Origin of the sequence: Butyricimonas faecalis (genome assembly GCF_003991565.1) — a bacterium.
Classification (GTDB): Bacteria; Bacteroidota; Bacteroidia; order Bacteroidales; family Marinifilaceae; genus Butyricimonas; species Butyricimonas faecalis.
The window spans coordinates 2,031,941-2,056,150 of record NZ_CP032819.1 but is presented as its reverse complement, the minus strand read 5'-3'; the positions used below and the strand labels follow the sequence as shown (position 1 = coordinate 2,056,150).

19 protein-coding genes are annotated in these 24,210 nt (G+C 42.6%); 7 read left to right on the top strand and 12 right to left on the bottom strand.

Translation table 11 applies throughout. The features are described 5' to 3' along the window. Nucleotides 1-44: 44 nt before the first annotated feature. The 6 genes from D8S85_RS09080 (at nucleotide 45) to D8S85_RS09055 (ending at nucleotide 9,483) form a co-directional block, all read left to right on the top strand. Nucleotides 45-617: an RNA polymerase sigma factor gene (locus tag D8S85_RS09080; RefSeq protein WP_106625053.1), complete on the top strand. Its 573-nt coding sequence runs from the start codon at nucleotides 45-47 to the stop codon at nucleotides 615-617. 55 nt (nucleotides 618-672) lie between these two features. Further along, the gene (locus D8S85_RS09075; protein ID WP_106480427.1) at nucleotides 673-1,836 is read left to right on the top strand and encodes a FecR family protein; all 1,164 of its coding nucleotides are present in this window, start codon (nucleotides 673-675) and stop codon (nucleotides 1,834-1,836) included. Between the two features lie 74 nt (nucleotides 1,837-1,910). Then, on the top strand, nucleotides 1,911-5,459 hold the full coding sequence (locus tag D8S85_RS09070; RefSeq protein WP_106480426.1) for a SusC/RagA family TonB-linked outer membrane protein: 3,549 nt from the start codon (nucleotides 1,911-1,913) through the stop codon (nucleotides 5,457-5,459). An 11-nt stretch (nucleotides 5,460-5,470) separates the two neighbouring features. Further along, nucleotides 5,471-7,000, top strand: a complete 1,530-nt coding sequence (locus D8S85_RS09065; protein ID WP_106480425.1) for a RagB/SusD family nutrient uptake outer membrane protein — start codon at nucleotides 5,471-5,473, stop codon at nucleotides 6,998-7,000. Nucleotide 7,001: 1 nt separating this feature from the next. Beyond that, nucleotides 7,002-8,123, top strand: coding sequence for a TlpA disulfide reductase family protein (locus D8S85_RS09060; RefSeq protein WP_106480424.1), 1,122 nt, complete (start codon nucleotides 7,002-7,004; stop codon nucleotides 8,121-8,123). Nucleotide 8,124: 1 nt separating this feature from the next. Then, nucleotides 8,125-9,483 (top strand): TlpA family protein disulfide reductase, encoded by a 1,359-nt coding sequence (locus D8S85_RS09055; protein ID WP_158641540.1) that lies wholly within the window; start codon nucleotides 8,125-8,127, stop codon nucleotides 9,481-9,483. A gap of 65 nt (nucleotides 9,484-9,548) precedes the next feature. Here D8S85_RS09055 and D8S85_RS09050 read toward each other — a convergent pair whose 3' ends face one another. The 7 genes from D8S85_RS09050 to D8S85_RS09020 form a co-directional block, all read right to left on the bottom strand. Beyond that, nucleotides 9,549-10,727: an AIR synthase related protein gene (locus tag D8S85_RS09050; protein WP_106625052.1), complete on the bottom strand. Its 1,179-nt coding sequence runs from the start codon at nucleotides 10,725-10,727 to the stop codon at nucleotides 9,549-9,551. 147 nt (nucleotides 10,728-10,874) lie between these two features. After that, nucleotides 10,875-11,591, bottom strand: coding sequence for a LytR/AlgR family response regulator transcription factor (locus D8S85_RS09045; RefSeq protein ID WP_087420950.1), 717 nt, complete (start codon nucleotides 11,589-11,591; stop codon nucleotides 10,875-10,877). An 11-nt stretch (nucleotides 11,592-11,602) separates the two neighbouring features. Further along, the gene (locus tag D8S85_RS09040) at nucleotides 11,603-12,667 is read right to left on the bottom strand and encodes a sensor histidine kinase (protein ID WP_106480422.1); all 1,065 of its coding nucleotides are present in this window, start codon (nucleotides 12,665-12,667) and stop codon (nucleotides 11,603-11,605) included. 138 nt (nucleotides 12,668-12,805) lie between these two features. Continuing rightward, complete coding sequence (locus D8S85_RS09035) at nucleotides 12,806-14,026, bottom strand: ABC transporter permease (RefSeq protein WP_106480421.1); 1,221 nt, start codon at nucleotides 14,024-14,026, stop codon at nucleotides 12,806-12,808. Nucleotides 14,027-14,124: 98 nt separating this feature from the next. Then, entirely contained in the window at nucleotides 14,125-14,868 is a 744-nt protein-coding gene (locus D8S85_RS09030; protein WP_106480420.1) for an ABC transporter ATP-binding protein, read from the bottom strand. Nucleotides 14,869-14,889: 21 nt separating this feature from the next. Beyond that, nucleotides 14,890-16,059 (bottom strand): efflux RND transporter periplasmic adaptor subunit, encoded by a 1,170-nt coding sequence (locus D8S85_RS09025; protein WP_106480419.1) that lies wholly within the window; start codon nucleotides 16,057-16,059, stop codon nucleotides 14,890-14,892. A gap of 25 nt (nucleotides 16,060-16,084) precedes the next feature. Then, complete coding sequence (locus tag D8S85_RS09020) at nucleotides 16,085-17,416, bottom strand: TolC family protein (protein ID WP_106480418.1); 1,332 nt, start codon at nucleotides 17,414-17,416, stop codon at nucleotides 16,085-16,087. A 310-nt stretch (nucleotides 17,417-17,726) separates the two neighbouring features. Between D8S85_RS09020 and D8S85_RS09015 the strand changes: the two genes are divergently transcribed. After that, entirely contained in the window at nucleotides 17,727-19,094 is a 1,368-nt protein-coding gene (locus D8S85_RS09015; protein ID WP_106625051.1) for a Gfo/Idh/MocA family protein, read from the top strand. Nucleotides 19,095-19,249: 155 nt separating this feature from the next. Here D8S85_RS09015 and D8S85_RS09010 read toward each other — a convergent pair whose 3' ends face one another. From D8S85_RS09010 to D8S85_RS08990, 5 genes are read right to left on the bottom strand one after another with little or no spacing between them, the layout of a single operon-like run. Continuing rightward, nucleotides 19,250-20,671: a monomeric [FeFe] hydrogenase gene (locus D8S85_RS09010; protein WP_106480417.1), complete on the bottom strand. Its 1,422-nt coding sequence runs from the start codon at nucleotides 20,669-20,671 to the stop codon at nucleotides 19,250-19,252. After that, on the bottom strand, nucleotides 20,661-20,918 hold the full coding sequence (locus D8S85_RS09005) for an NADH-quinone oxidoreductase subunit NuoE family protein (RefSeq protein ID WP_228423173.1): 258 nt from the start codon (nucleotides 20,916-20,918) through the stop codon (nucleotides 20,661-20,663). The genes D8S85_RS09010 and D8S85_RS09005 overlap by 11 nt, the downstream gene beginning before the upstream one ends. Before the next feature lie 33 nt (nucleotides 20,919-20,951). Next, on the bottom strand, nucleotides 20,952-22,136 hold the full coding sequence (locus D8S85_RS09000) for a SpoIIE family protein phosphatase (RefSeq protein WP_106480416.1): 1,185 nt from the start codon (nucleotides 22,134-22,136) through the stop codon (nucleotides 20,952-20,954). Nucleotides 22,137-22,147: 11 nt separating this feature from the next. Beyond that, a complete protein-coding gene (locus D8S85_RS08995) occupies nucleotides 22,148-23,866 on the bottom strand; it encodes a [Fe-Fe] hydrogenase large subunit C-terminal domain-containing protein (RefSeq protein ID WP_127074985.1) in 1,719 nt (572 codons plus the stop codon). Next, complete coding sequence (locus tag D8S85_RS08990; RefSeq protein WP_106480414.1) at nucleotides 23,857-24,105, bottom strand: (2Fe-2S) ferredoxin domain-containing protein; 249 nt, start codon at nucleotides 24,103-24,105, stop codon at nucleotides 23,857-23,859. Before D8S85_RS08990 ends, D8S85_RS08995 begins: the two co-directional genes overlap by 10 nt. Nucleotides 24,106-24,210: the final 105 nt, after the last annotated feature.

The window sequence follows — 24,210 nt, the reverse complement described above, 5'->3', positions numbered from 1 at the left end:
AGAATTCCTTGTCGAATATTTGAATGGGGAAAAGGTTTTGGATTATGGAAAAGGATGAACGGGATATTGTTGATCGTTTGAATGCCGGGGATAACAAGGCATTCGAATATGTTTTTGTCCAATTCTATCAATCATTATGCTATTTTGCTGATAAATATATTAACGATAAAGAGGCAGCTCAAGATATTGTTCAAGAGATTTTTATTTGGTTTTACGAGAAACGAAAGACATTTGACAGTTTGTTGACAGTCAAGTCTTATCTTTACGGATGTGTATATAATAAGGCGATAAATTTCTTGAAAATGAACCGGAATCAAGCTCGGATTCGAGAACAGATGAAAGGGCTTCTTGTTGAAGAGGATGAGAGTTATGAAGAGTTTCAAGTGGAGACGGAAGTGTTTGAGGAAATATTTAGGGCAATAGAAGAACTTCCGGTTGAATGCAGGCGTATTTTTAAAATGAGTTATATAGAAGGGCAAAGTATAAAATCAATTATGGAAGTGTTGAACGTGGCAGAGTCTACAATTAAAACTCAAAGACAAAGGGCAAAAAAAGTACTGAAAGACAGATTGCAACATCTTTATCCATTAGCAATGATAATTTTTTCTATAAATTGATTTACTTTTTTGTCATCCTTTTTCTTTTTCACTTGCTTTACTAAAAAAAGGAATAATGAAATTAGTAGAGCGAAAGAGAATAGCACATTTAATATTTCTTTCTCTTTTTGATTTGACAAATAGGGAGCAGCAGTTTGAGTTGAATGAATGGATTGAAAAACGGAAAGAGAATCAAGAGCTTTTAAAACGTTTAGAGAATTCTACGTATCAGTCTCAGCGTTATTCGGCATATTCCGAATTTGATGCGCTTGAAGGGTGGAAGAAAGTAGAACCTCGTTTAAGAAAAAGGAGTAAAAGATTGTTTTATCGTTTTATTCCTTATGCGGCAGTTCTACTTGCAACTATAGGTATCGTGACATTTTTGTATACCGGATCATTTGTTCACAGGGAGATCGATAACAGGCATGGAGTTACCACATTACCTTCGGGGGTACGGTTAGTGTTGGAAGATGGGAGAACATTGGAGTTGAATACGAGCCGGAGTGTTGGGAATGATTCTGTTGCTGGGATTTTAGAAAATGATGGACAACGACTTGTTTACAAACATTCCAAGTATGCTGTTATCCCTCAACGGCATTTGTTGCAGATTCCACGGGGAGCAGAGTATATGTTGGTGTTATCGGATGGTACGAAAGTATGGTTAAATGCTGAAACAGAATTGAGTTATCCTAGTTTTTTTTCAGGAGAAAGTCGTAAGGTTCATTTAAAAGGAGAAGCTTATTTTGAGGTGACATCCGATGCTTCAATGCCTTTTATTGTAGAAACGGATCGTATGCAGGTAAATGTTTTGGGCACGTCTTTTAATGTTTCGGCTTATCCGGGGGAAGTACAGCATACCACACTGGTGGAAGGAAAAGTTCGAGCTCTGTCAGATGGGACGAGTGTGGAGTTAATGCCTGGGGAACAAGCACTGCTTACGGATAGTGGGATAACCGTGCAGACTGTGGATGTCAATAATTATGTGGGATGGAAGGAGAAAAGGTTTGTATTCAAAAATAGACCGATAGAAGAGGTCGTACGAGAGTTAGAACGCTGGTATGATGTTCATTTTGTAATTTCTCGGGAAGTGCAAGGAATTCGTTTAACGGCTAATTTACCAAAGTATGAAGATGTTGATAAAATATTGGATATTATCGAGGACATAGCTCAAGTAAAATACGAAATAAATGGAGGTGAAATTATTATAAAATCAGAACAAAGAAAAACAGGAAAGTATTAGCACTACTTCCCTGTAATTGATCAATTAAAGTACCCTATTGGCGTAGGGCATAATATTAATTCAAAGACAAAGTTATGAAAAAGAATCAAGAATTTGACGTTGGAAGAAATTCTTATGTCGTTAAAAAGATTTGTTTGATGATGAAACTACTCGTGTGTTTATTGACATTGGGGTTTTCAACGGTACTGGGAAATACCCATGCACAAGTGAAATTGAGTTTGTCCATGACAAACGCTACGTTACCGGAGGTGTTTGAAGAAATAACCCGGCAGACCGGTTATCATTTTGCCTATAGTGATAATCTGTTGGAAAAGCAGAAAAAGGTAACGGTGTCTTTTAGTAAAACTGATTTAGAAGTTGTATTGAAAGAGTGTCTGAAGGAGACAGGATTGGGGTATCGTGTAGAAGATAGGATTGTGATGATTTCTTCAAAGTTCTTGCCCGTTGAAGAAGAGCCCGTTAAACGGGAACTTCGCGGAGTGGTTCGGGACAAGGAAGGATTGCCTTTACCGGGAGTTACTGTCATGATAAAAGGGACTACTCAAGGCGTGGCTACCTATCATGATGGAACGTTCGGCCTCATGATTACTAAAGGGGAAAAGATTACTTTGGTTTTCTCATTTGTGGGAATGCAAACCAAGGAAGTTGTAGTGAGTGATGCGGATAAAATGTTAGAAGTTATACTTGAAGCTGTTGTTGAGGATTTACAAGAGGTGGTTGTTACGGGATACTCTGTTTTACCTAAAGAACGATCTACGGGATCGATTAACGTGATTTCCAAGCAACAATTGGATAAACCGGCAACTAATTTCGCTTCACGATTGATAGGTACTACGGCAGGACTTGCTTCAACTCTTGATGCTGAAGGAAATCCGACATTTGAAATTCGGGGACAAACCTCCTTGTATGCTAATGCACAACCTTTACTTGTGGTTGATGGATTTCCTGTGGAAGGAGGTTTTAATAGTATTAATCCGAATGATGTTGCCAGTGTGACGATCTTGAAAGATGCTGCCGCTGCTTCTATCTGGGGAGCACGGGCTGCTAATGGTGTGATCGTCGTGACAACAAAAAAAGCCGAAGCTGGGAATCGTTTGAAAATAGAGTTGAGTGCTTTTGTGAAAGTCAGTCCCAAACTGGATCTTGATTATATCAATCCCTTGGCTAGTTCGTTGGAAACGATTGATTACGAGGTGAAAGGTTTTGATCGTTGGGGGACAATTCAAAATAACGGTAACTTGCAACAGGATTATTATCGGGCCTATTCTCAAGGATTGACTGCATTGAATGAGCATCGCCTTGGGAATATATCTGAGAAGGATCGGGATGATATTTTAAATTCTTTAAGAAAGAATGATAACCGAGACCAGATTCGGCGTTATATGTTGGCAGTGCCTTTTAGCCAGCAATACAATCTTACGATTTCCAGTGCTTCACAACGTAGCAATAATGTATTATCATTGATGTTCTCGGACCATCAATCTCGGTTTAAAAATACGGATTCTCAAGAATACATGTTGAATTATCGTAATATGGCAGAGGTTACGAAGTGGATGGATTTTAGTCTTTCTGGTATGTTGCATTATAGTAAGGATAATAATAACGGTTGTTCTTTAACGGATATTCAGAATCTTTCCCCTTATGATATGCTAAAAGATGAGGCAGGGAATTATACGAATGTGATTCGTGATTATTATCAACCAATTATTGATAATCAAGTTCCTGTCGATAGATTCCCTTATTCGGATTGGAGTTATAACCCGTTAGTAGAAATGAATAATCGAGATCTTACGACTCAACTCCTGAACGTCCGATTGCAGGCTGGGGTGACGCTAAAGCTTATGAAGGGGTTTACTTATGATGCTAAATTTCAATATGAATTACTACAAAATGAAACGCGTAATTTATATAAAGAAGGCTCTTTCTATGTTCGGAATATGGTGAATACGTCATCTACCTGGAATAAGGCGAGCAATACGATCACTCCGAATCTGATGAACGGGGAAATACTCGATGAAAGACAAGTACGAACAACGGGATATAATTTACGTAATCAGTTAAATTTTAGCCGGAGATTTGATAAGCATGAGATTGATGCTATCGTGGGAACAGAGATTAGTAATTCCATCACTAAAGGTACAATTTCTCCAACAGTTTACGGTTACAATGATGACCGTTTAACCGTAGGGGCGTTCCTTAACGGGACAACAGTGACAGATTGGATGGGATATAGTAAATCGTTTGCGTACACACCGACTTACTCTTACCTTACGAGCCGTTATTTTTCTTTGTATGGAAATTTAGCTTATACTTTCGATGGCAAATATACTTTATCGGGTAGTGTCCGTACGGATGCTTCAAATTTAATCACGGATGATCCGTCGTATCGTTACTCTCCTTTCTGGTCGGTAGGTATGCGTTGGCAATTATATCGGGAGAAATTCATGGATAATATCGAATGGTTGGATCGTTTGACCTTGCGTGTCACTTACGGGTACAATGGAAATGTAGACAGCAGTACATCCTTTAAACCTCTTATTTCATTACAATCTACCCCGGATTTGTACACGGATGATGTGGTGGCGACGATTGCCAGTTTCGGAAATCCAACTCTCCGTTGGGAAAAGGTGGGTACACTTAATGTTGGATTTGATTATTCTCTGTTTGAAGGTAAGTTGTTCGGAAAATTGGATTTATACCAGAAAAAAGGAAAAGATTTGTTGGCGACAATATCCATCCCTTCTATTAATGGTACCACAAGTCAAAAGTTTAATAATGCAGCTATGCAGAATCATGGAATCGAACTGGAAGTTGGAACAACTATTCCAATCACGGAAAATATCACTTGGTTTGGAAATTTGAACTTTGCATGGAATCGTAATAAGATTACAAAACTTTTCCGCCAGAATTATCTTTCTTCCGATTTGGCTTATGGAGATGCAACCAGTGCTTACGTGGAGGGGAAAAATTCACAAACTCTTTGGGCATACAAGTATGCAGGCGTTTATAATGTAGGAACTGACGATTCTCCGAATTGGCAGCCTATGATACAGGGACCGGATGCAGAAACTCGTTTTGCCCTTTCAGACGGATGGCCAATCGGGGATGCAACTACTTATATGTTGGATATGGGAACTAAAGTAGCACCTTACACGCTGGGTTTTACCAATCAGTTTAGAATTTATGATTTTGATTTTTCTTTTATTATTACCGGAAAATTCGGTCATGTCTTTAATCATCATTCGTTCAATTATCCAAATGTTACCTCCAAATCTTTACCTAATGCGAGGTATTCTGAGGTGTTGAATTGTGATCCGATGAAGATGTTACCTTTGCCTCAGAATGATGTAGAAAGAACATACAGTAATTGGTTTACCATGTACAAGAGTATGGATTATTTGGCAGATAATGCCAATCATGTTCGTTTGCAGGAAATTAACCTAAGCTATAATGTTCCGTCCCGTTTGTTGAGTAAGATTGGTCTTTCAGCTTTGCGTGTTTATGCACAGGCTAACAATCTGTTTGTGATTACGAATAACAAATATAATGAAGATCCTGAAAACCCGTTGGGGACTTATCGCTTACAAGCTCAGTATACCTTTGGATTTAAGTTGGATTTCTAAAACATGAGGCCATGAAAAAAGTAACTGAATTATTAAAAAAAGTAACGTTAATCGTTTGTGGAATCCTGTTGTTTACAGCGTGTGATGATTATTTGGATGAATTACCTTCCAAGAGTTCTCGTCTTCCTGTTACTAAAATAGAGCAATTGGATGCGATTTTAGCTAAATATCAGGATTTTTGTATAGAAGCTAATAAAGCGGCTTTTTGTGGGCATGATGATTTTGGTTTTCCGATAGCACTATATGATGCACAGCCTATGTTTTTCCCCGGACCCAACCAGATTCTGCAAAGTTATTTATGGGATTTTGAAAATTTGGAGAAGGCAGGAAGTGATGTATTCTGGGGAGGAAACGGGTACAATCAAGCGGGAGAATATAGTAAAATATTCCGTGCGAATATGGTGCTTGCTGGGTTAGATAATGTTGAAGGAAGTCGTGAGGATAAAGCCCGGTTAAAAGCGGAAGCTCATTTTATAAGGGCTTACAGTCATTGGAATTTGGTTAACACGTATTGTTTACCTTACACGGAGGCGACAAAAGCAGAACCCGGTTTGCCTTTGAAAAAGTTCACGAGTTTTGAAGAATCAGCCGCTCGAGCTACGCTTGAAGATACGTATAAATTCATCGAGTCTGATTTGCAGGAGGCGTTAAAATGTCAGACGGCTTTGGTGCAAGCCGGAAAGCCTAAACATTGGCGGGCAAATACGGCAGGCATTAATGGTTTTGCTGCTCGGTACTACTTGAACCGGAATGATTATGTGAATGCGTTGAAATATGCCGATAATGTGTTGTCAGAGTATAACACATTGGTGGATTACAATACGGAAATGGGGGAAGAAGATGCGATGGGATTCGGGATTTATTTTCCAACAACTTTTGATTGGGATACGGATGTTTATACCAAACGGATCGAATGGAAAGAGACACTATACATGAGATATCTTTATGCATCAAGTGTGGATGGTCTCTATTTCCCCAGTCAGGATTTGCAAGATCTGTATGATAAGGAACATGATCTTCGTTATAAATATCATTTCGTGGAAGGTGTTATGGATATGTATCGTTGTGACTATTCTTATCCGGTGTATGTTTTTTTCTCGATGACTCATATGCCTAGTGGACCGAGTACTGCCGAAATGTATCTTATTAAAGCAGAATGTCTGGCTCGCCAAGGTGATTACATGTTGGCGATGGAAACGTTAAATACGTTGAGAGCTAAACGTATGCTTCCGGGAGAATGGGTGAAATTGCAGGCAAATAATCCGGCAGAAGCCATTCGGCACATTTTAGAAGAAAGACGTCGGGAAATGCCTTTTGCCCAACGTTGGTTTGATTTGCGACGGTTAAATAATAACGAAGATCCCAATGATGATGTAGAGGCTGTTTCCCGTACTTTCTATCGGGTCAGTTCGACAGCTATTTATAGTAAGGAGGCTCCGGTTACTTATACTTTGGAAAAGAATTCCCGTAAGTATGCTTTCCCTATTAATCAGAATGAAATAGAGGTATCAAATGGTGAGATGAAACAAAACACGTATTAAAATGAAAAACTTGGTATTATATTCTTTTTATACAATAATCATTGCTTGGTGTTGTGCTAGTTGTGCAAAAAACGTTACAACTGTAGAAGGCAATATCGGATCGGAATGGAGTGGTAAAACTATTTATTTACAATTGATTAATGAGGAAAAAATGATTCCGGAGATCATTGATTCTACAACGATTCATGAAGGCCACTTCTTTTTTGAACAACAGGCTCGTGAGCCACAAACTGCTTTATTGAGTATTGTTGATCAACATAAAGCGGTATGGACTTCCCAGTTTATTTTAGAAAAGGGAGATATTAAGATTATTGGAAATGAGCAAGGAGGTGTGCGAATTTCTGGTACTCCGAATAATGAGTTATTGCAAGAGTATTTGAATCATTGGTATGTCCCATTCAATAAAATGAAGCAAATATCCAACGAAGTATCTCGTCTGGAAAAAGTAGGGCAGTTAACGTCAGCCGTGTATGATTCGTTAGATAGAATCAGTAGTGGTTATATGCGGGAGATGCGTTTGCTTGCATTGGAGTTTGTTAAAGAAAATATCAATACCCCTGCAGGTAGGAGTCAGGTCATGGAGATAGTGGGACTTCCAGAACGTTTGCTGGTAGAGATCCCGGAGAAGGCAGATTCTGTTAGTTTACGTCATCCGTTAGTACGACAGATCGTGAAACGGGTTAATACTTACAATGCTGTTGCTGTAGGGAAAACCTATCAAGATGCAATAGTTCTTGATGTTCAAAATCAAGAAGCTCATTTGTCTGATTATATGGGGCAAGGTAAGTATGTCCTGATTGATTTTTGGGCTTCATGGTGTAAGCCTTGTTGTGCCGAAATGCCTGAGTTAAAACGATTGTACGATCAATATAAACAACAAGGATTTGAAATTATCGGGATCTCTTTGGAGCAAGATAAAGATTCATGGAAAGCAAAAATAGAAGAATTACAGATGGATTGGCCACAACTACTTGATGTGAAAGAAGAAGCCGCTCGTAAATATGTTGTTGGTGCTATACCCCATACCGTGTTGATCGATCCTTCCGGGGTTATTATCGCTAAAAATTTGAGAGGAAAAGAACTAGAAGAAAAAATAGCACAAAGTATAAAAAGCAATGATTAGAATGAAAAAGTATATTGTCTTATTTTTATTGTTTGGTGGAATCGTAAGTACAACCAACGCCCAAATTAAAATACAGGGGACCGTTAAACATTACAAAGGAGAATGTTTGACTCTATCGTATTACGAGGGAAAGCATGAATTGATAGACACGCTTCAAGTAGGGAAAAGCGGTAAGTTTGTCTATCAGCATGATCAACATCTTCCGGCTTCGTTATCTGTAATGGAGCAGAAAACCCCTCTTTACTTGGAACCGGGTGATCAGTTTAGTGTCGTGATTGATTTGAAAAAAGAAGGTAGCGAGCGTGTTATTTTTAAAGGAGATCGGTCGGCTGAGAATAATTACCAATATGCGATGTCTCAATTAGCTTCTTTACAGGAAGAACTGGTGTCTGGGGAATATGTTGCTTTTAAAGATTACCAAAAAAAGTTAGATGAGAAAGCCCGTATTGCTCAAGAACGGTTGGAGAAGGTTGCAGATGAGCAGATTCGGGAAAAATGGACTCGTTTGCAAAATGTAATACCATTGTATATGGGATTGGATTATTATGGAATCGTGCATCGGGTTAATCCGGATAAAGTCGTTGTAGATCCGGACTTTACCACTTTTGTACAAAGTATTGATTTGAATGATCGTAACCGGGTGGATTACAATGTGATTTTTGGAGTTATTAATTGGTATTTGGATAAAGCTGATAAAACAGATACCCGTGATCGGTCTATTCGTTATCTTGAGAGGGTGGAAAAGATGATCACTGATCGGCAAATTAGGAACGAACATGCCACTGCTTATATGAATTGGAGATTAAAAGGGAAGAAAGTAACTAATATGCAGGAAGTTTTTGATAAATATAAAACAGTTTGTACCGATACAGCTTCGATTGCGGCTTGTCAGGAAAAACTGAATGTATATCTGAACTATTTTAAGATTCGCAATGGGATAGAGGCTCCCGACTTTGAAATGGTGGATGTAAACGGACAAAAATATCGTTTGTCTGACTTTCGGGGAAAGATGGTATATATTGATGTTTGGGCTACATGGTGTGCTCCCTGTAAAGCGGAAATCCCTCATGTGGCAGCGTTACACGAGGAATTCAAAAATGATGACCGGATTGTGTTTATAAGCATCTCGGTTGACACTAGAGCTAAGGTTTGGAAAAAGATGGTTGAGGAGAAGAACTTGGCTTGGCAACAATTTATAGTGGAAGGAGGAACGAATTCTTTTTTCTATAAGCAATATGCGATTGAATTTATTCCTCGTTTTATGTTGATTGATAAAAATGGGATAATTGTTGAAGTCGATTATATGAAGCCTTCTGTCCTCGGATGCGCTAATCATATAAAATCTATATTGGACAAGTAAAACAAAGGCGGGGTGATCCTCGCCTTTGTTGAATATATATAAATTTAATTGAAGAAACCCACGGTTCAGTATATGAACTTCCCGAGTTCGCTGATAATCGTGAGCTTATTACCTTTCCCCTCCTCGTTGTCGTAACAACGGCCAACGATTTGGGCATCAATATTAAAGCTTTTGGAGATGGCGATAATGTCATCGGCAATCTCTTCGTCCACGTAGATCTCCATGCGGTGGCCCATGTTGAACACCTTGTACATCTCTTCCCACGGGGTCCCCGATTGTTCTTGAATCAACTTGAACAAGGGAGGAACGGGGAACATATTATCCTTCACGATGTGCATGTTCTCTACGAAATTCATGACCTTGGTTTGGGCTCCACCTGAACAGTGAACCATGCCGTGGATTTGTTTCCGGTACTTGTCAAGCACCTGCTTGATTACCGGGATATATGTACGGGTCGGGGATAGCACCAGTTTCCCGGCATCAATTCCTAAGCCTGCGATTTCGTCTGTCAGTTTGCATTTTCCGGAATAAACGAGCTCTTCCGGTACGGAGTTATCATAGCTTTCTGGGTACTTTTCGGCCAAGTACTTGGCAAATACGTCGTGTCGGGCAGAGGTCAGGCCATTGGAACCCATTCCACCATTGTATTCTGTCTCGTAGGAGGCTTGCCCGTATGATGAAAGTCCAACGATTACATCTCCCGCTTTGATCCGGTCGTTTGAGATCACATCTGAGCGTTTCATCCGGCAAGTTACAGTAGAATCCACGATAATAGTTCTTACAAGGTCTCCTACATCTGCGGTTTCTCCCCCGGTAGAATAGATATTGACACCTAATTTCCGGTATTCCTCGATCAGCTCTTCCGTCCCATTGATAATGGCGGCAATTACTTCTCCGGGAATTAATTTTTTATTTCTTCCAATGGTAGAAGAGAGTAAGATATTATCCACTGCTCCCACGCACAGTAAATCATCGATATTCATAATCAAGGCATCCTGTGCGATCCCTTTCCACACGGATAGATCTCCGGTTTCTTTCCAATACATGTAGGCAAGTGAAGATTTTGTCCCGGCCCCGTCGGCGTGCATGATGTTACAGTAGCTTTTCTGTCCTCCGAGGTAATCGGGGATGATCTTACAGAAAGCTTTCGGGAAAATACCTTTGTCGATGTTCTTTATGGCATTATGCACATCTTCTTTGGATGCAGACACTCCTCGTTGGTTATATCTTTCGTCTTTTCTCATAACAATTGAAAATTGAAAATTGAAAATTGAAAATGAATGCTTTTTGTGCATATTCAAATTCAATCGTTCAAATTATCTTGATGTTAGCACTGACTTATTATCTCTGCGCAAAGGTAGATATAATTTTCAATTTTCAATTTTCAATTTTCAATTAATTGCTCGTTTATCCAGTAATTCCATGAAACGTTCCTTGTAAGAATCAGAAATAGGGATATAGAGTTTTCCGAACACGATGCGATTACGTTCGATGGTTTTAATTTTATTGATATTGACGATATAGGAACGGTGTACCCGGATGAATATATCCCCGGGAAGATGATCCTCGATACTCTTCATGCTCATCAGCGTGAGGATGCCGCCCTCCTTATCTTCGGTTTGGATGCGAATGTAATCCTTCAAACCTTCGATGTAGAGAATGTCTTTCAACTGGATTTGAATCAGTTTGTAGTCGCTTTTCACGAAAATAGAATCCGGCACATTAGCGGAAACGTTCTCTGCCCGGCTCATCTCGATCCACCGTAAGGCCTTCGTGGCTGCCCGGAGAAATTCCGTGTAGTTGAATGGTTTCAGCAGATAGTCTAGCGCATCAACCCGAAAGCCTTCCAGTGCGTACTGTTCGAAAGCGGTGGTGAATATGATTTTCACTTTGTTGCCCACGAGCCGGGACAGTTCTAACCCGTTGAGTTCGGGCATCTGGATATCTAGAAAAACCAGATCTATCGGCTCTTCCTCTATGACGGAAAGCGCTTTCACGGCACTATCGCATTGTGCGACCAAATGTAGGAACGGAGTTCGGCTCACGTAACTCTCTAACAAATCCAAGGCTAACGGTTCATCATCCACGATGAGGCAATTCAGAGTCATATCCTTTCGTTTTAAAGTTGAATAAGTAGTTCCGTGATAAATCGGTCGTTAAGGGTTTCTGCTTTAAAAATATATTTTCCCGGGTAGAGTAATTCCAGACGGCGTTTTAAGTTCGTTAACCCGATACCGGAACCACTCCGGTCATTATCTTTTTTCGGATAGTTACTGTTCTCCACGAGACAGTTAAGCCGGTTATTTCCCTGTAATTCGAATTTGATGTTGATAAATGATTCTTGCGTGCTGCTAACCCCATGTTTAAATGCGTTTTCGATCAGAGGGATAAACAAGAGCGGGGCAATCATGGCCCCGTTGCCTCTTTCCGGGATGGAAACTTCCAGTCGTGTACTCTTGGGCAAGCGGAGGCTCATTAGCTCGATATAGCTTTTCATGAACTCGAATTCTTTATCTACCAACACGAAATGCTGGTTGTTCTCGTATAAGACGTGACGCAGCATACGGCTGAGATCATGGACGGCATACTGGGCCTTGTCTTGGTTGATAGCGATAAGCGAGTAGATATTATTTAACGTGTTGAATAAAAAGTGCGGATTCAGTTGGCTCTTTAAGTTTTGAAGTTCTGCCTCGGCCTGTGCCTTCTTTAGTTCTTGCTTCTCGTTCTCTGTTTCATACCATCCTCCGGTCATTTTGATCGCCACGCTAAGGGCGACAGTCAGTGCCATGAGCATCATGTCCCGGGCGATAAACACGTATCGGGGAGGTTTCGGTAAGGAAGCCTGTAATTCTTTCATGGTTTCTGGAACGGGTTCTGACAAATGTTTCCGGTGAAAGTCCTGCCAGAAATGAAGGCTGACTCCCAAAAGCATCACGAGAACGATATTACTTAAAATGAATGTTGATACTTTTCGGCGGAAAAGTTGTCGTTCGATCAGCCAGAGGAAATTAGTGTAAAATATAATAAGGCAACTTAACGGGACAAAACAATACCCCAAATATCTATTCAAGGTAATCGAAACACCTTCTCCGCGATAGAAGAAAAAGGGAAGAGCAAAGAATATACCCCATCCAAGCACATGGATAGCTCCCGTTAATATCTTCTTGTTTCTAGTCTTTTGCATTATATCATCTTTCTCCACTTGCAAAGGTAATAAAAAGTTACAAGTTATAGGCTTGCAAGTTACAAGTTTATGGAAGAAGTTCTGTCGAACCGGTAACTTGTAAACTTGCAGCCTATAACTGCCGGATTTCCCGGCAATCTATTCGTATCGTATTGCATCAATCGGGTTTAGCTGGGATGCCTTTTGTGCCGGATACCAGCCAAAGAATATTCCGGTAACTGTGCAGACCAGGAAGGAAAGCACGACAGAATACATCTGAATGTATACGGGCCATCCGATAACGTATTTAATAATAAGTGATGAACCGATTCCAAGGAATACCCCGATAATACCTCCCGTGACGCTGATAATGACCGCCTCGATAAGGAATTGGAATAGAATATGTCGTCCTTTTGCCCCGATAGACATACGGAGACCGATCTCCCGGGTTCGTTCGGTGACAGACACGTACATGATGTTCATGATTCCGATACCACCGACAAGCAATGATATACCGGCAATACAGGCTAACAGCACGGTCATCAAGTCGGTTGTCGTGCTCATCATGGAGCTGAGTTCTTCTTGCGAGCGCACGTGAAAATCGTCTTCATCCCCCGCGGCTATTTTGTGATTCTGACGTAGGATAGCAGATATTTCCTCGATAGCCTCTTCCGAATCGTCCTCCGTGACGGCCGAAGCGAATATTCCTTGAATATAGGTGATGGCCAACAGGCGTTTCTGGATCGTGGTATAGGGTGCGATAATCATATCATCCTGATCTTGTCCCATGGAGTTATATCCTTTGGGGGTTAAGACCCCGATAATTCGGAAAGGAGTTTTGTTGAACCGGATGGTCTTTCCCAGCGGTTCTTCTCCTTTCGTGAATAGGTTATCGACAACGGTTTGTCCCACGATACATACTTTTGCCGAAGTTTTGATGTCGTGATCCGTGAACATTTCGCCTTCTCCCACGCTGAACTTCCGGATGTCAAGATAATCTTGATTTACTCCATAGATAGTTGTCGGGGCATTATTGGCTCCGTATATCACCTGACCGCTTGAATTGACGGAAGGGGTACATTTGTCTATCAAGTCCACGTCACGAACGATCGCCTCGTAATCCTCCAGTTTCAGTGTCTGCATACTGCTGGCACTTTGACGGACGCCCCCGAACTTCCCGTTCCCGGGATGGATCATGATCATGTTGGACCCCATCTCCGATATTTGGTCACGAATGCTACGTTTTGAACCTTGCCCGATAGCCAGCATGGAAATCACGGATCCAACCCCGATAATGATTCCCAACATGGTCAGAAATCCCCGAAACTTGTTGTTAGCCAAGGCTCGTAAAGCTATTCGTATTAAATTTGCGTAGTTCATGTGTTAATTTTAGATTTATGATGTTAGATTTTAGATTGAACCACCTCTCACTTTCAGGTAACAATTCATACTAAATTCTAAATTTTAAATTCTACATTTTAATCATTCTCCTTCGGTAGCGAATCCAGTACTTTTTTGGCCGAGGCCACGTTTGGGTTAACCGTGTCTTCCGTGATGTGACCATCCCGCAGAACGATATTTCGACTACTGAACTGGGCAATTTCGGGATTATGGGTTACGAATATAATGGTTCTTCCTTCTGCGTGAAGGCGTTGAAAGAGCGTGAGAATTTCAAAGGAAGTACGGGAGTCCAAGTTTCCCGTAGCCTCGTCGGCAAGCAGGATCACCGGGTCGTTTACGATCGCCCGGGCGATGGCAACACGTTGTTGCTGTCCTCCGGACATCTGATTGGAACGATGATTGATCCGGTCGCTTAGACCCACGGCTTTTAAAGCTTCCATCGCTTTTTCCCGACGCTCCCGGGATGAAACGGCTGGGTTGTAAAGTAACGGTAATTCCACATTTTCCAAGGCTGTCGTTTTGGGTAACAGATTGTATGATTGGAACACGAATCCGATCTTGCGATTTCTCAGTGTGGCCCTGTCATTTTTCCCCATATCCCGGACTGCAATCCCATCGAGATAATAGTCCCCCGAGGTGGGTGTGTCGAGACATCCGAGGATATTGAGCAAGGTGGATTTCCCGGAACCACTCGTACCCATTATCGTCACGAACTCTCCGGCACGGATCGAGAATGATATACCGCGCAAAGCATGAACGGTTTCAGATCCGACCTTAAAATCCCTCCTCAGGTTTTCTATTTTTATAATATCATTTGCCATGATTTCAAACTTATACGATGATTATTTTTTCTTTTGTCCCGGACGCGGTGGCATGAACGGATTGGATTCCTCGCTACCTCCTTGAGGGGCTATCTTTTTACCGCGTTCAATACCCACGATTAGGCGGGAACCTTCCTGTATCCCCTCTTTCACTTCCGTGTATATTCCGTCGCTGACCCCCACTTTGATCACTTTGGGAACAATGCCTTCTGCCGTTTGCAACCAAACCACTTTTTCTCCTCTTCCTGCTTGTGGAACTTGTGGGGTTTGCGGATTTGCTGGGTCAGTTTCCGGGGTAAAGCGGAAAGCTTTTAACGGGGCTAGCAGAATGTCGTTTTTCTCCATCGTGTAAACCGTGATATTTGCGGTCAGTCCCGGTTTCAGTTTTAATTCGGGATTCGGGGCATCAATAACTACCTCATAAGTTACCACGTTAGACTCTGTGGTCGGATTCAATCGTACCTGAGTCACGTCTCCCTCGAACGTGTCATCCGGGAAAGCGTCAACCGTGAACGTTACGCGTTGCCCTTCGAGCACCTGACCGATGTCGGCCTCGTCCACGTTAGCGATTACTTGCATCTTACGCAAATCGTTAGCAATCGTGAACATGGTCGGGGTTTCGAAACTGGCGGCAACCGTTTGTCCCTCTTCCACTTCTCTGGATAAAACTACGCCATCGATTGGCGAGTAAATTGTGGCATATTCAAGATTTGATTGTGCTTTTACCAGCGTGGCTTGTGCTTTTTCGTAAGCTTGTTGTGCTTTCTCGTACAAGTATAATGCTTCTTCGTATTCTGTTTCGCTAATTAAATTTTTTTCATGTAACTGGCGCAGGCGTTTGAAGTTTTTATCCTGGTATTCGAATTCACTTTTGCTTGATTTTAGATTCGCCATTTCGGATCTCAGTTCGGCTTCCAGTAGTTTCCTGTCTAGTTCGGCGAGTAATTGTCCTTTTTTCACGACAGAATTGTAATCCGCGTAAATGTGTGAAATCGTTCCGGAAACTTGAGTACCCACGTCTACTTTGGTGATTGGCTCTATCGTTCCCGTGGCAGTCACCGTGTTATTGATGGAGCCTTTTTTCAGTTCGACAGTCTCGTACGCTATCACTTTTTTATCTCCCGAACGGAAGAAGAAAAAGGCCCCGACAATAACGGCTATGATGATGATTATGGTAACAATCTTTTTCATGTTGTTCTATAATTAATATTTTACATTAGATTTCGATAGGTTGATTGCGGTAGAAATTGAGTAGCTTGAGTGAAAGAATCGCCTCGAACTTTGCTTGAATCTGTTCCTGCAAAGCCGAAAGATAATTGTTCTTCTCCGTGAGCAGTTCCACCGTATTTTTCATGCCGGCATTGAATTGTTCTTGAACGAGGTTATAACTCATCGAGGCCGATTTCACGCTGTTCGTGGCTGCCACATATCTGCTTTGCGCTGAGATTACATTCTGGTGGAGAGTCTCTACCGTTTTCCACAATTCCTTGCGGGTATTCAATTCTTCCAGACGGGCTGTTTCCGTTTGTAATTTTGCTTTTTCAACAGCTGATTTAACCTGGCGATTTTTAGAAATGGGGATACTGATATTGATCCCCACATTCTCGTTTAGTCGATTATTTAGTTGCTTTGAAAAAGAGTGGTCTGATTTCGAGTCATGATTCGTCCCCACGGATGCGCTAAGTGAAATGTTGGGTAAACGATCACCTGCCGCAATCTTTTCTTCCAACTGGGATGATTCCACGTTTAACTGGCTATTCTTCATCTCCGGCATAGTTTCTAGGGCTACCTGATAAACTTCCATGAGGGAGGGCGCCGGGGTGAGTACCTGGGTATCCTCCAGTTCCGGGAAATAGACTTCAAAACTATCCGTTGGTTCCAATTCCAATAATTGTTTTAGTTGTAATTTATTTAAAGTGAGAGTATTCTCTGCCATTGTCACGTTGTACTGATCGTTGCTGTATTGTGCTTCAATTTGGGCGTAATCGCTGGCAGCAATTGAACCGGCAGCCAGTAATTCTTTGGAACGTGCCAACTGGGCGGCAGAGGTTTCCAACGTTTGCCGGTTGGTTTTTAGCGATTCATTCGCGTAAAGTATTTGCAGGTAGGCCTCTGTGACGGCAATTTCAATGTCGTTCTCAGCCATGTTTACCTGATACTCCTGTGCCGTGTTCGTGATTTGTTGTTGACGGATGGAGCGGGTTAATTTGCCTCCGTTGTAAATCGTCAGTCCCCCGTTTAGGGTGTAACTACCCGTGTAGGCGCTCTGTGATTTAAATGTACCATTTGTTTGTTCTGTTTTTTGGTGTCCCCAACCTTGAGAACTACTGAATGTCAACGAGGGAAAAAGTTGTGCTTTCGCCTGTAACAAATCCACGTTAGCGCTTTGTTGCGTTACTTTTGCCGATTGCACCTGGATGTTATTTTTCCGGGCATAATCGATACAATCCTTCAAATTCCAGGAAGAAGTGGGCTTTTCCTGTGAAAAGCCCACTAAGGACGGAATGATTATAAAAAGGATGGTTGCAATGTTCGTTTGTATATTCATCTTGTTTTCTTTTTTTGCTTTTTACAAAGATATAAGGTGTTGAAAGCGAATACAATTAATTTAGATGTTGAGATTTTTTTTCTCGATGAATAAGTGTTTTTTCTCGACGAGAGGGTATTATTTTGGGGGGAGAGCTTCGTAAACTTTGGGCTATGTCATCGTTATACTTTCGTTTACCTTGATTTTTATGAATTTATTCATTACTTTAGGACGGAATTATGAGAAAGTTGTGTTTTGTGTAAAATTCTAATCTAACAAATTTATGAAAAAAGTGACTCTTGTATTTGTCGCGGTTGCTGTTTTATGCGGGATGATTTGTTTCTGTACGAATGGTGTATCTGAAAAAGAGACAAAAAAAAGTTTAATGATTGAGGTACCTGTTCCCGAACGTCCCGCGGGACAAAAGGATGTAGTGAATTTAGTAACGCCGAAACTGGATACCGTGCGGGTTGGGTTTATCGGTTTGGGAATGCGGGGACCCGGTGCCGTGGAGCGGTTTTTACATATTCCCGGAACGAAGGTGGTTGCCTTGTCTGATATTCGTCCGGAACAAGTGGAGAAATGTCAGGGTATTTTGAGGAAAGCGGGAGCTCCGGAGGCTGCCGGTTATTCCGGGAGTGAGGATGCTTGGAAGCAACTTTGCGAACGGGATGATATTGATTTAGTGTATATTGTAACCGATTGGCTACATCATACCCCGATGGCTTTGTATGCCATGGAGCACGGGAAACACGTGGCGATTGAGGTGCCTGCCGCCATGAATATGGAGGAGATTTGGGCATTGATTAATATGGCAGAGAAGAAACAGTTACATTGCATGATGTTAGAGAATTGCGTGTATGATTTCTTTGAGTTGACGACGTTGAATATGGCACAACAAGGGGTATTTGGCGAAATCCTGCATGTGGAAGGAGCTTATATCCATAATTTGGAGGAATTCTGGCCTTATTACTGGAACAATTGGCGTATGGATTATAACCGGAAACACAGGGGAGATGTTTATGCTACTCACGGTATGGGACCGGCTTGCCAGTTGCTGGATATTCACCGGGGTGACAAGATGAATTACTTGGTATGTATGGACACGAAGGCCGTTTCTGCCCCCGAGTATTTGAAGAACAAGACCGGGGAAGAGGTGAAAGACTTCAAGAACGGGGATCACACGATCACCTTGATCCGTACGGAAAACGGGAAAACCATCCAGATTCAGCATGACGTGGTCTCTCCTCGTCCGTATAGCCGGATGTACCAGTTGACGGGAACAAAAGGATTCGCCAACAAGTATCCGGTTTCGGGATACGCTTTGAAACCGACACAAGTTTCATCGGATGTGGCTCCCGATCATGAGAATTTGAATTCACACGGGTTTGTTCCGGAGAATGTGAAGAAGGCTTTGATGGAAAAATATAAACACCCGATTCAGATCGAATTGGAAGAGCAAGCCAAGAAAGTCGGGGGACATGGTGGAATGGATTTTATCATGGATTACCGTTTGGTATATTGTTTACGGAACGGACTACCGTTGGATATGGACGTGTACGATTTAGCAGAATGGTGTTGTTTGGGTGAGCTGACAGCTCTTTCGCTAGAGAATAACAGTGCTCCCGTGGCGATTCCTGATTTCACCCGCGGAGGTTGGAACAAGACGAAAGGGTATCGTCACGCGATGGTGAAATAGATTTTTTTAATGACTACCTCCCCCAACCCCTCCTTACACAGGAGGGGAAACCGCTTGGTAATCAACCCTCCCCCTGTGTAAGGGGAGTTGGAGGGGGTAGTTTGTTAATTCGGAATAAGACTTATTCGACAGAGCCTTTATTTCTGTAGCATATTTTATTTTTCCAATGCTTTCTTGATCTGTCGTTTTGCCAATGTCAGCGGGGCCAACGAACAAGGTCCGTTCACACAACCTCCGTCACAAGCCATCACTTCAACAAACTGAGCTTCCGGTTTCTTCACCATAGTTTTCAGTAAAGTTTGGTTCTTCTTATCAAGTCCCTCGATAGCGAGAGTCGTGTAACCATTTCCAACAGCTTCTACAATGGCATTGCGAACACCTCCGGCTTGGGCATATCCGCGGGAGAATTTCGTTACTTCCGGATTCAAGGGTAATTCTTCACAATTTTCCGGATTGATATCATAAGCTACCATGAATGCACCCAACTCTTCGAAGCTCATCACGTAGTCCACTTCCGGAACATACATTTCAGCCTCGTAACGTTTAGCCAGACACGGGCCGATGAATACGACTTCGGCATCCGGATGTTGTTCTTTTACCCGGCGGGCGGCGTACACCATCGGGCTACGGGTGTCGGAAACGAACGGTTTTACCATGGGGGCGTGTTTGTCCACCCAACCCACGTATGCCGGGCAGCAAGAAGTAGTCATGAAAGGTTTTCCTTCTTCCATGCGTTCCAAGAACTCGGCAGCCTCGTTACGCGAGGTATCTTCTGCTCCTAAGGCAACTTCTACCACGTCATCGAAACCGATGGCCTTGATGGCGGAAAGAATCTGTCCCGGAGTCGCGTTGAACTGTCCGTAGATAGCCGGAGCCGGTATAGCGATGATTTTCTTGTCCGGAGCGGTAATACCCTTGTACACGTCGATCACTTTGGAACGTTCCATGATGGCCCCGTAGGGACAAGTTTGCATACATTTCCCGCAATAGATACATTTATCTTTATCGATGTGCTCGGTGCCGTCTTCCCCTTTGGTAATTGCCTTTACCGGGCAAACATCCTCGCAAGGTACGGGCGTGTACACGATCGCGTGGTAAGGACAAACTTTAGAGCATAGTCCGCAACCCACGCAGTCTTCTTGCGTGATGCAAGCTTTACCCCCCTTGAAAGAGATGGCTGCTTTCGGGCAGTTCATCAAGCAGGGACGCCCTTCGCAACCGCGACACATGTTGGTCACGAAATACTGGGATTGCATACAAGCACTACAAGCCTCGTGAACCACGGAAAGAATATTCTCTTTCGTGTTCTTGTTGTCAAGTGCTTTCTGTGCGAATTCAGACAAGGGGATCAGGTCAATTTCCTCGTCCGTGATCTCGAAGCCCAAGATGGAAATAATCTTATGCTTCAAGATGTAGCGATCTTTATGCACGCAACACTTGATCGGTCTTTTATTTTTGGGGCGCATTTCTACTGGAATGTACTTCACCCCATCTACTAGATTTTCTTCCTTTAAAAGTTTTACAATTCTAATCAGTAACTCACGTTTCGTGAGCATAGCAAAATTGTCATATAACATTTCTTACTTCCTCTTTAACGATTTGTATTAAACTATTTTTACTAACGCCAGCAATACGTTTTCCATTTACTTCAATAAACGGTGGGGCTTGTTCACTTTCGCCACACTCTAAACAGGGAGAATAGCTTATATTAAGATGTTCGAGGATATTTTGGGGAAGAGATTCAATCACATCTCTCAACTCTGCGCCACCCATGACATAACACATGGTGCCCACGCATATTTTTACATTTACTTTTTTCATCATGTTGTGAGTTGGTTTTGTTTTTGATTTCATTCCCTAAATATACATAATCTCTACATCTTTCAAATACTTTGTCTCCAATAAAAATTTTATTTTTTTGACCACGTTCCTCCGGATCTCCAACTCCACGGGGAGATTGGGATCTTGGTGTGCCGTGTTGATACGGGTTCCCACGAGTAACGTGATCTTATCACTATTCAACAACATTCTCACCATCATTTCTGCCGGTCCGGCTTCCCGACGGTGGTCAATATCTCCTTCCGTCAGGATGCGTTCCACCTTACCTAGCGTCAGGATTCCTTCGGTGACAAGATCAACGCCATCCATCTTGGAGATGGGAGGGAGCTCTTTGTCCACGATGTTCATGTCGACTTCCATTTTCGTTCCCAGTTCACGGGAGATAATGGTTGCCGTGGTTCCCCCGCACAGGATCTTTTTCCCTTGAAATTCCCGAACCCGGTTAGCCAGGTATTTATCGTTCTTTTCGTCGTAGGGAGGACCCGTACACACAAGCAAGTTACGGGGTTTTCGCATATAGATAACACAACAACTCGTGTCGTCCTTCAACGAGTAACCGTCGTTCTTTTCCGCTTGATTCACTATTTTATGTGCCAATTCCTTGGCCGATATATCATTGTATTGATTTACCAAGTTTGCAATATACTCCTTTGCCCCGTCTTCCCAGCCAAAGGGCATTTTAGCCGTGCCCATTCCGGATTGGCTCACCCCGTCACTGAAGAAGATAATCCGGTCTTCTTTTTCCAGCGTGAACTCGGAAATCCACAGGAACGTGTTCTCAAGGTCTTCCCGTTCCACCGGGATTTTTTCCTTGGATATGCTGACGAAACGCCCATTCCGGTACAAATAGTAGGAGGGAGTTTCATACTCTATAATTTTCACGTTACCGAAACAATCGATGTCACAGATGCAAAAGGTCGAATAACTGATCTTTCTCACCATGTCTTTCGGTAAGGTATTCATGATCGAGGTGGAGGTGCGCAGGATGCTCTCGTTCATGGCGGTAAAATTCATGGCCATGGTTGCCGTCATCGTGGATAGGACACAGGCTTTGATCCCGCTTCCCAAACCATCTGACAGCACGCTGATAACACGCCCTTCGCCTTTTAATTTTTGAGACATGAAGCAATCCCCGCAGACCACGTTGCCCGCTTTATTCTTCTGGAAGAAGTCAACCTCGATGAAATTACCGTTGTTTCTCAAGACAAATGAAATTAGAGTGGTTTCTTTTGATCATTTTTCTTGTAAGCCTCCATCACGGTGCGTAACGTGGCATCCGTGAACGCGGCATTTTCCCCGAGCAAACAAGCTACTTGCTGGACGGTTTCCATGTGTTTCTTGATTACCTCCTGGGTCTTTTCAAGCATCCATTCCTTACGGACGTAAGGTTCGCGTAAATCTTGCAATAACCCGAAAACCAACCGGTGAGGTTGTATATTGTAGATGGATATAATCCATGTCCGGTCTTCTTCCCGAACCTGCCGTTCGATAATTTCCTTTCCGGTTGTCAACACGGCACGGAACAAGTCCTCGTAGGAACAGATGTTTTTCAGTGCCACCCCGTTTAATCCGGGATCGACCTCGTAAATGGAGGCAATGTCCTCTCCCATGAGCGTGGCGCAGGATTGATTCATGTCCACTACTTTCAATTCCGAGTTGACGAGTAACACTCCGGCCGAAATCTTCTGGAGAAGTACAGTGGCCTTGTCATGTGCAATTTTTCTCATGTAAGATACACACATGTTCTCTTCAGCCCGTCCTTCCAGCATGGCAATGGCGAAGTCGCGACAAGTGTCGTAGCCGCAACCACTACAATTTAATTCATCCTCCGGTCCGGTTTTACCCACGACGGCCATGGCCTGTTTGATCTCCTCTTCCGTGTAGGAATGATCTTGCACGTGGGGGTCTTTACAGAACAGAATCTGCAAATCGATATTTTTGAAATCATCCTTGGGATTCCCCAATTCCGATTGATGAATAATCTCGTATCTTTTCAAGGCGGGGGATATATGGCTTAATTTGGCAGGCCCGTTGATACATCCGCCCTTACAAGCCAGTAATTCCAAGAAAATGGAATCGTTCTCCCGGTGCGCATCCAACTCTTTCAACACGTCTTTCACCGTAGAAAGCTCCGAGAAAGCCATGTGATGTATTTGTTTTTTGCCTTCGTGCATTCCTTTTAGCATCCCTCCTTCAATGGGGTAGTAAGCGCCCATGCCGGAACGGTAAGGAACAAAACAGGCTTCCGGCTGATGCGGTGCGATATTTTTCAAGTTGATGTCGGATTGCTCAAACCATTTTTTCAAGTCTTTGAACGTGATCACCACGTCAATGAGGTTGTTAAAATAGTCGGCTTCCAGTTTTTTGCAGATACAAGGACCTGCAAACACGATTTTCACGTCCTCCCCGTACAATTGTTTCAAAATCTTGGCGTGAGCCAGCATGGGAGAAATAATCGGGGTAATAAAACGCACGTGTTCCGGGGAATATTTCCGGATGTATTCAACGACAACCGGACAAGCCGAGGAGATGTACACGCCACTCTCGGCTTCTTCCAAGAATTTTTCAGTCCTATCCGTGACAATTTCAGCTCCTAACGCGGTTTCCGATACACTTGTGAACCCCAACCGCTTGATGGCAGCAATCAACACGCTGGAATGAATCCCTTCGAATTCACTCACGTACGAGGGGGCCAGTGATAGAATGACTTTCGGGTTTTGCGTCAAGGTCAATTTCGCACGGGTTAACCCGTCACGAATTTTTTTAGCCCCTGTCGGGCATACTTGCGTGCAATGCCCGCAGTAGATGCAACGGTCTTCAATGATGGATGCCTGGTTGTTTTCCATCCGGATTGCCTTCACGGGGCATTCCCGGATACATTTGTAGCAATCCTGACAATTGTCCGGTTCTGTATAGATGGGTCTTAGTTGCATGGGAACTCTTCTTGTAAGATTTTGTACAAACGCGATAGATTTACTTCTTCATACACTTTGTCATCGATCCGGATAATAGGCCCCTTGCTACACAATTCTTCACACAAGTGCCCGCAGAAATCGATATCTGCTTCCAAGTTGTTTTCACTCAGATATTTCTTGATTGCACCGAGGTTGGTATTGTTCCCCCGGGAAAAACAAGAACTTCCTAAACAGATTCTGATCTGACGCTTTGGCATACTTGTAATTGTTCGATTATCCTATTGCTGCTTTTTATGCTGCAAAAGTAGAATATTTATTGTTATAAACCCAATTATATTGCAACTTTAATATTGATATCTCAT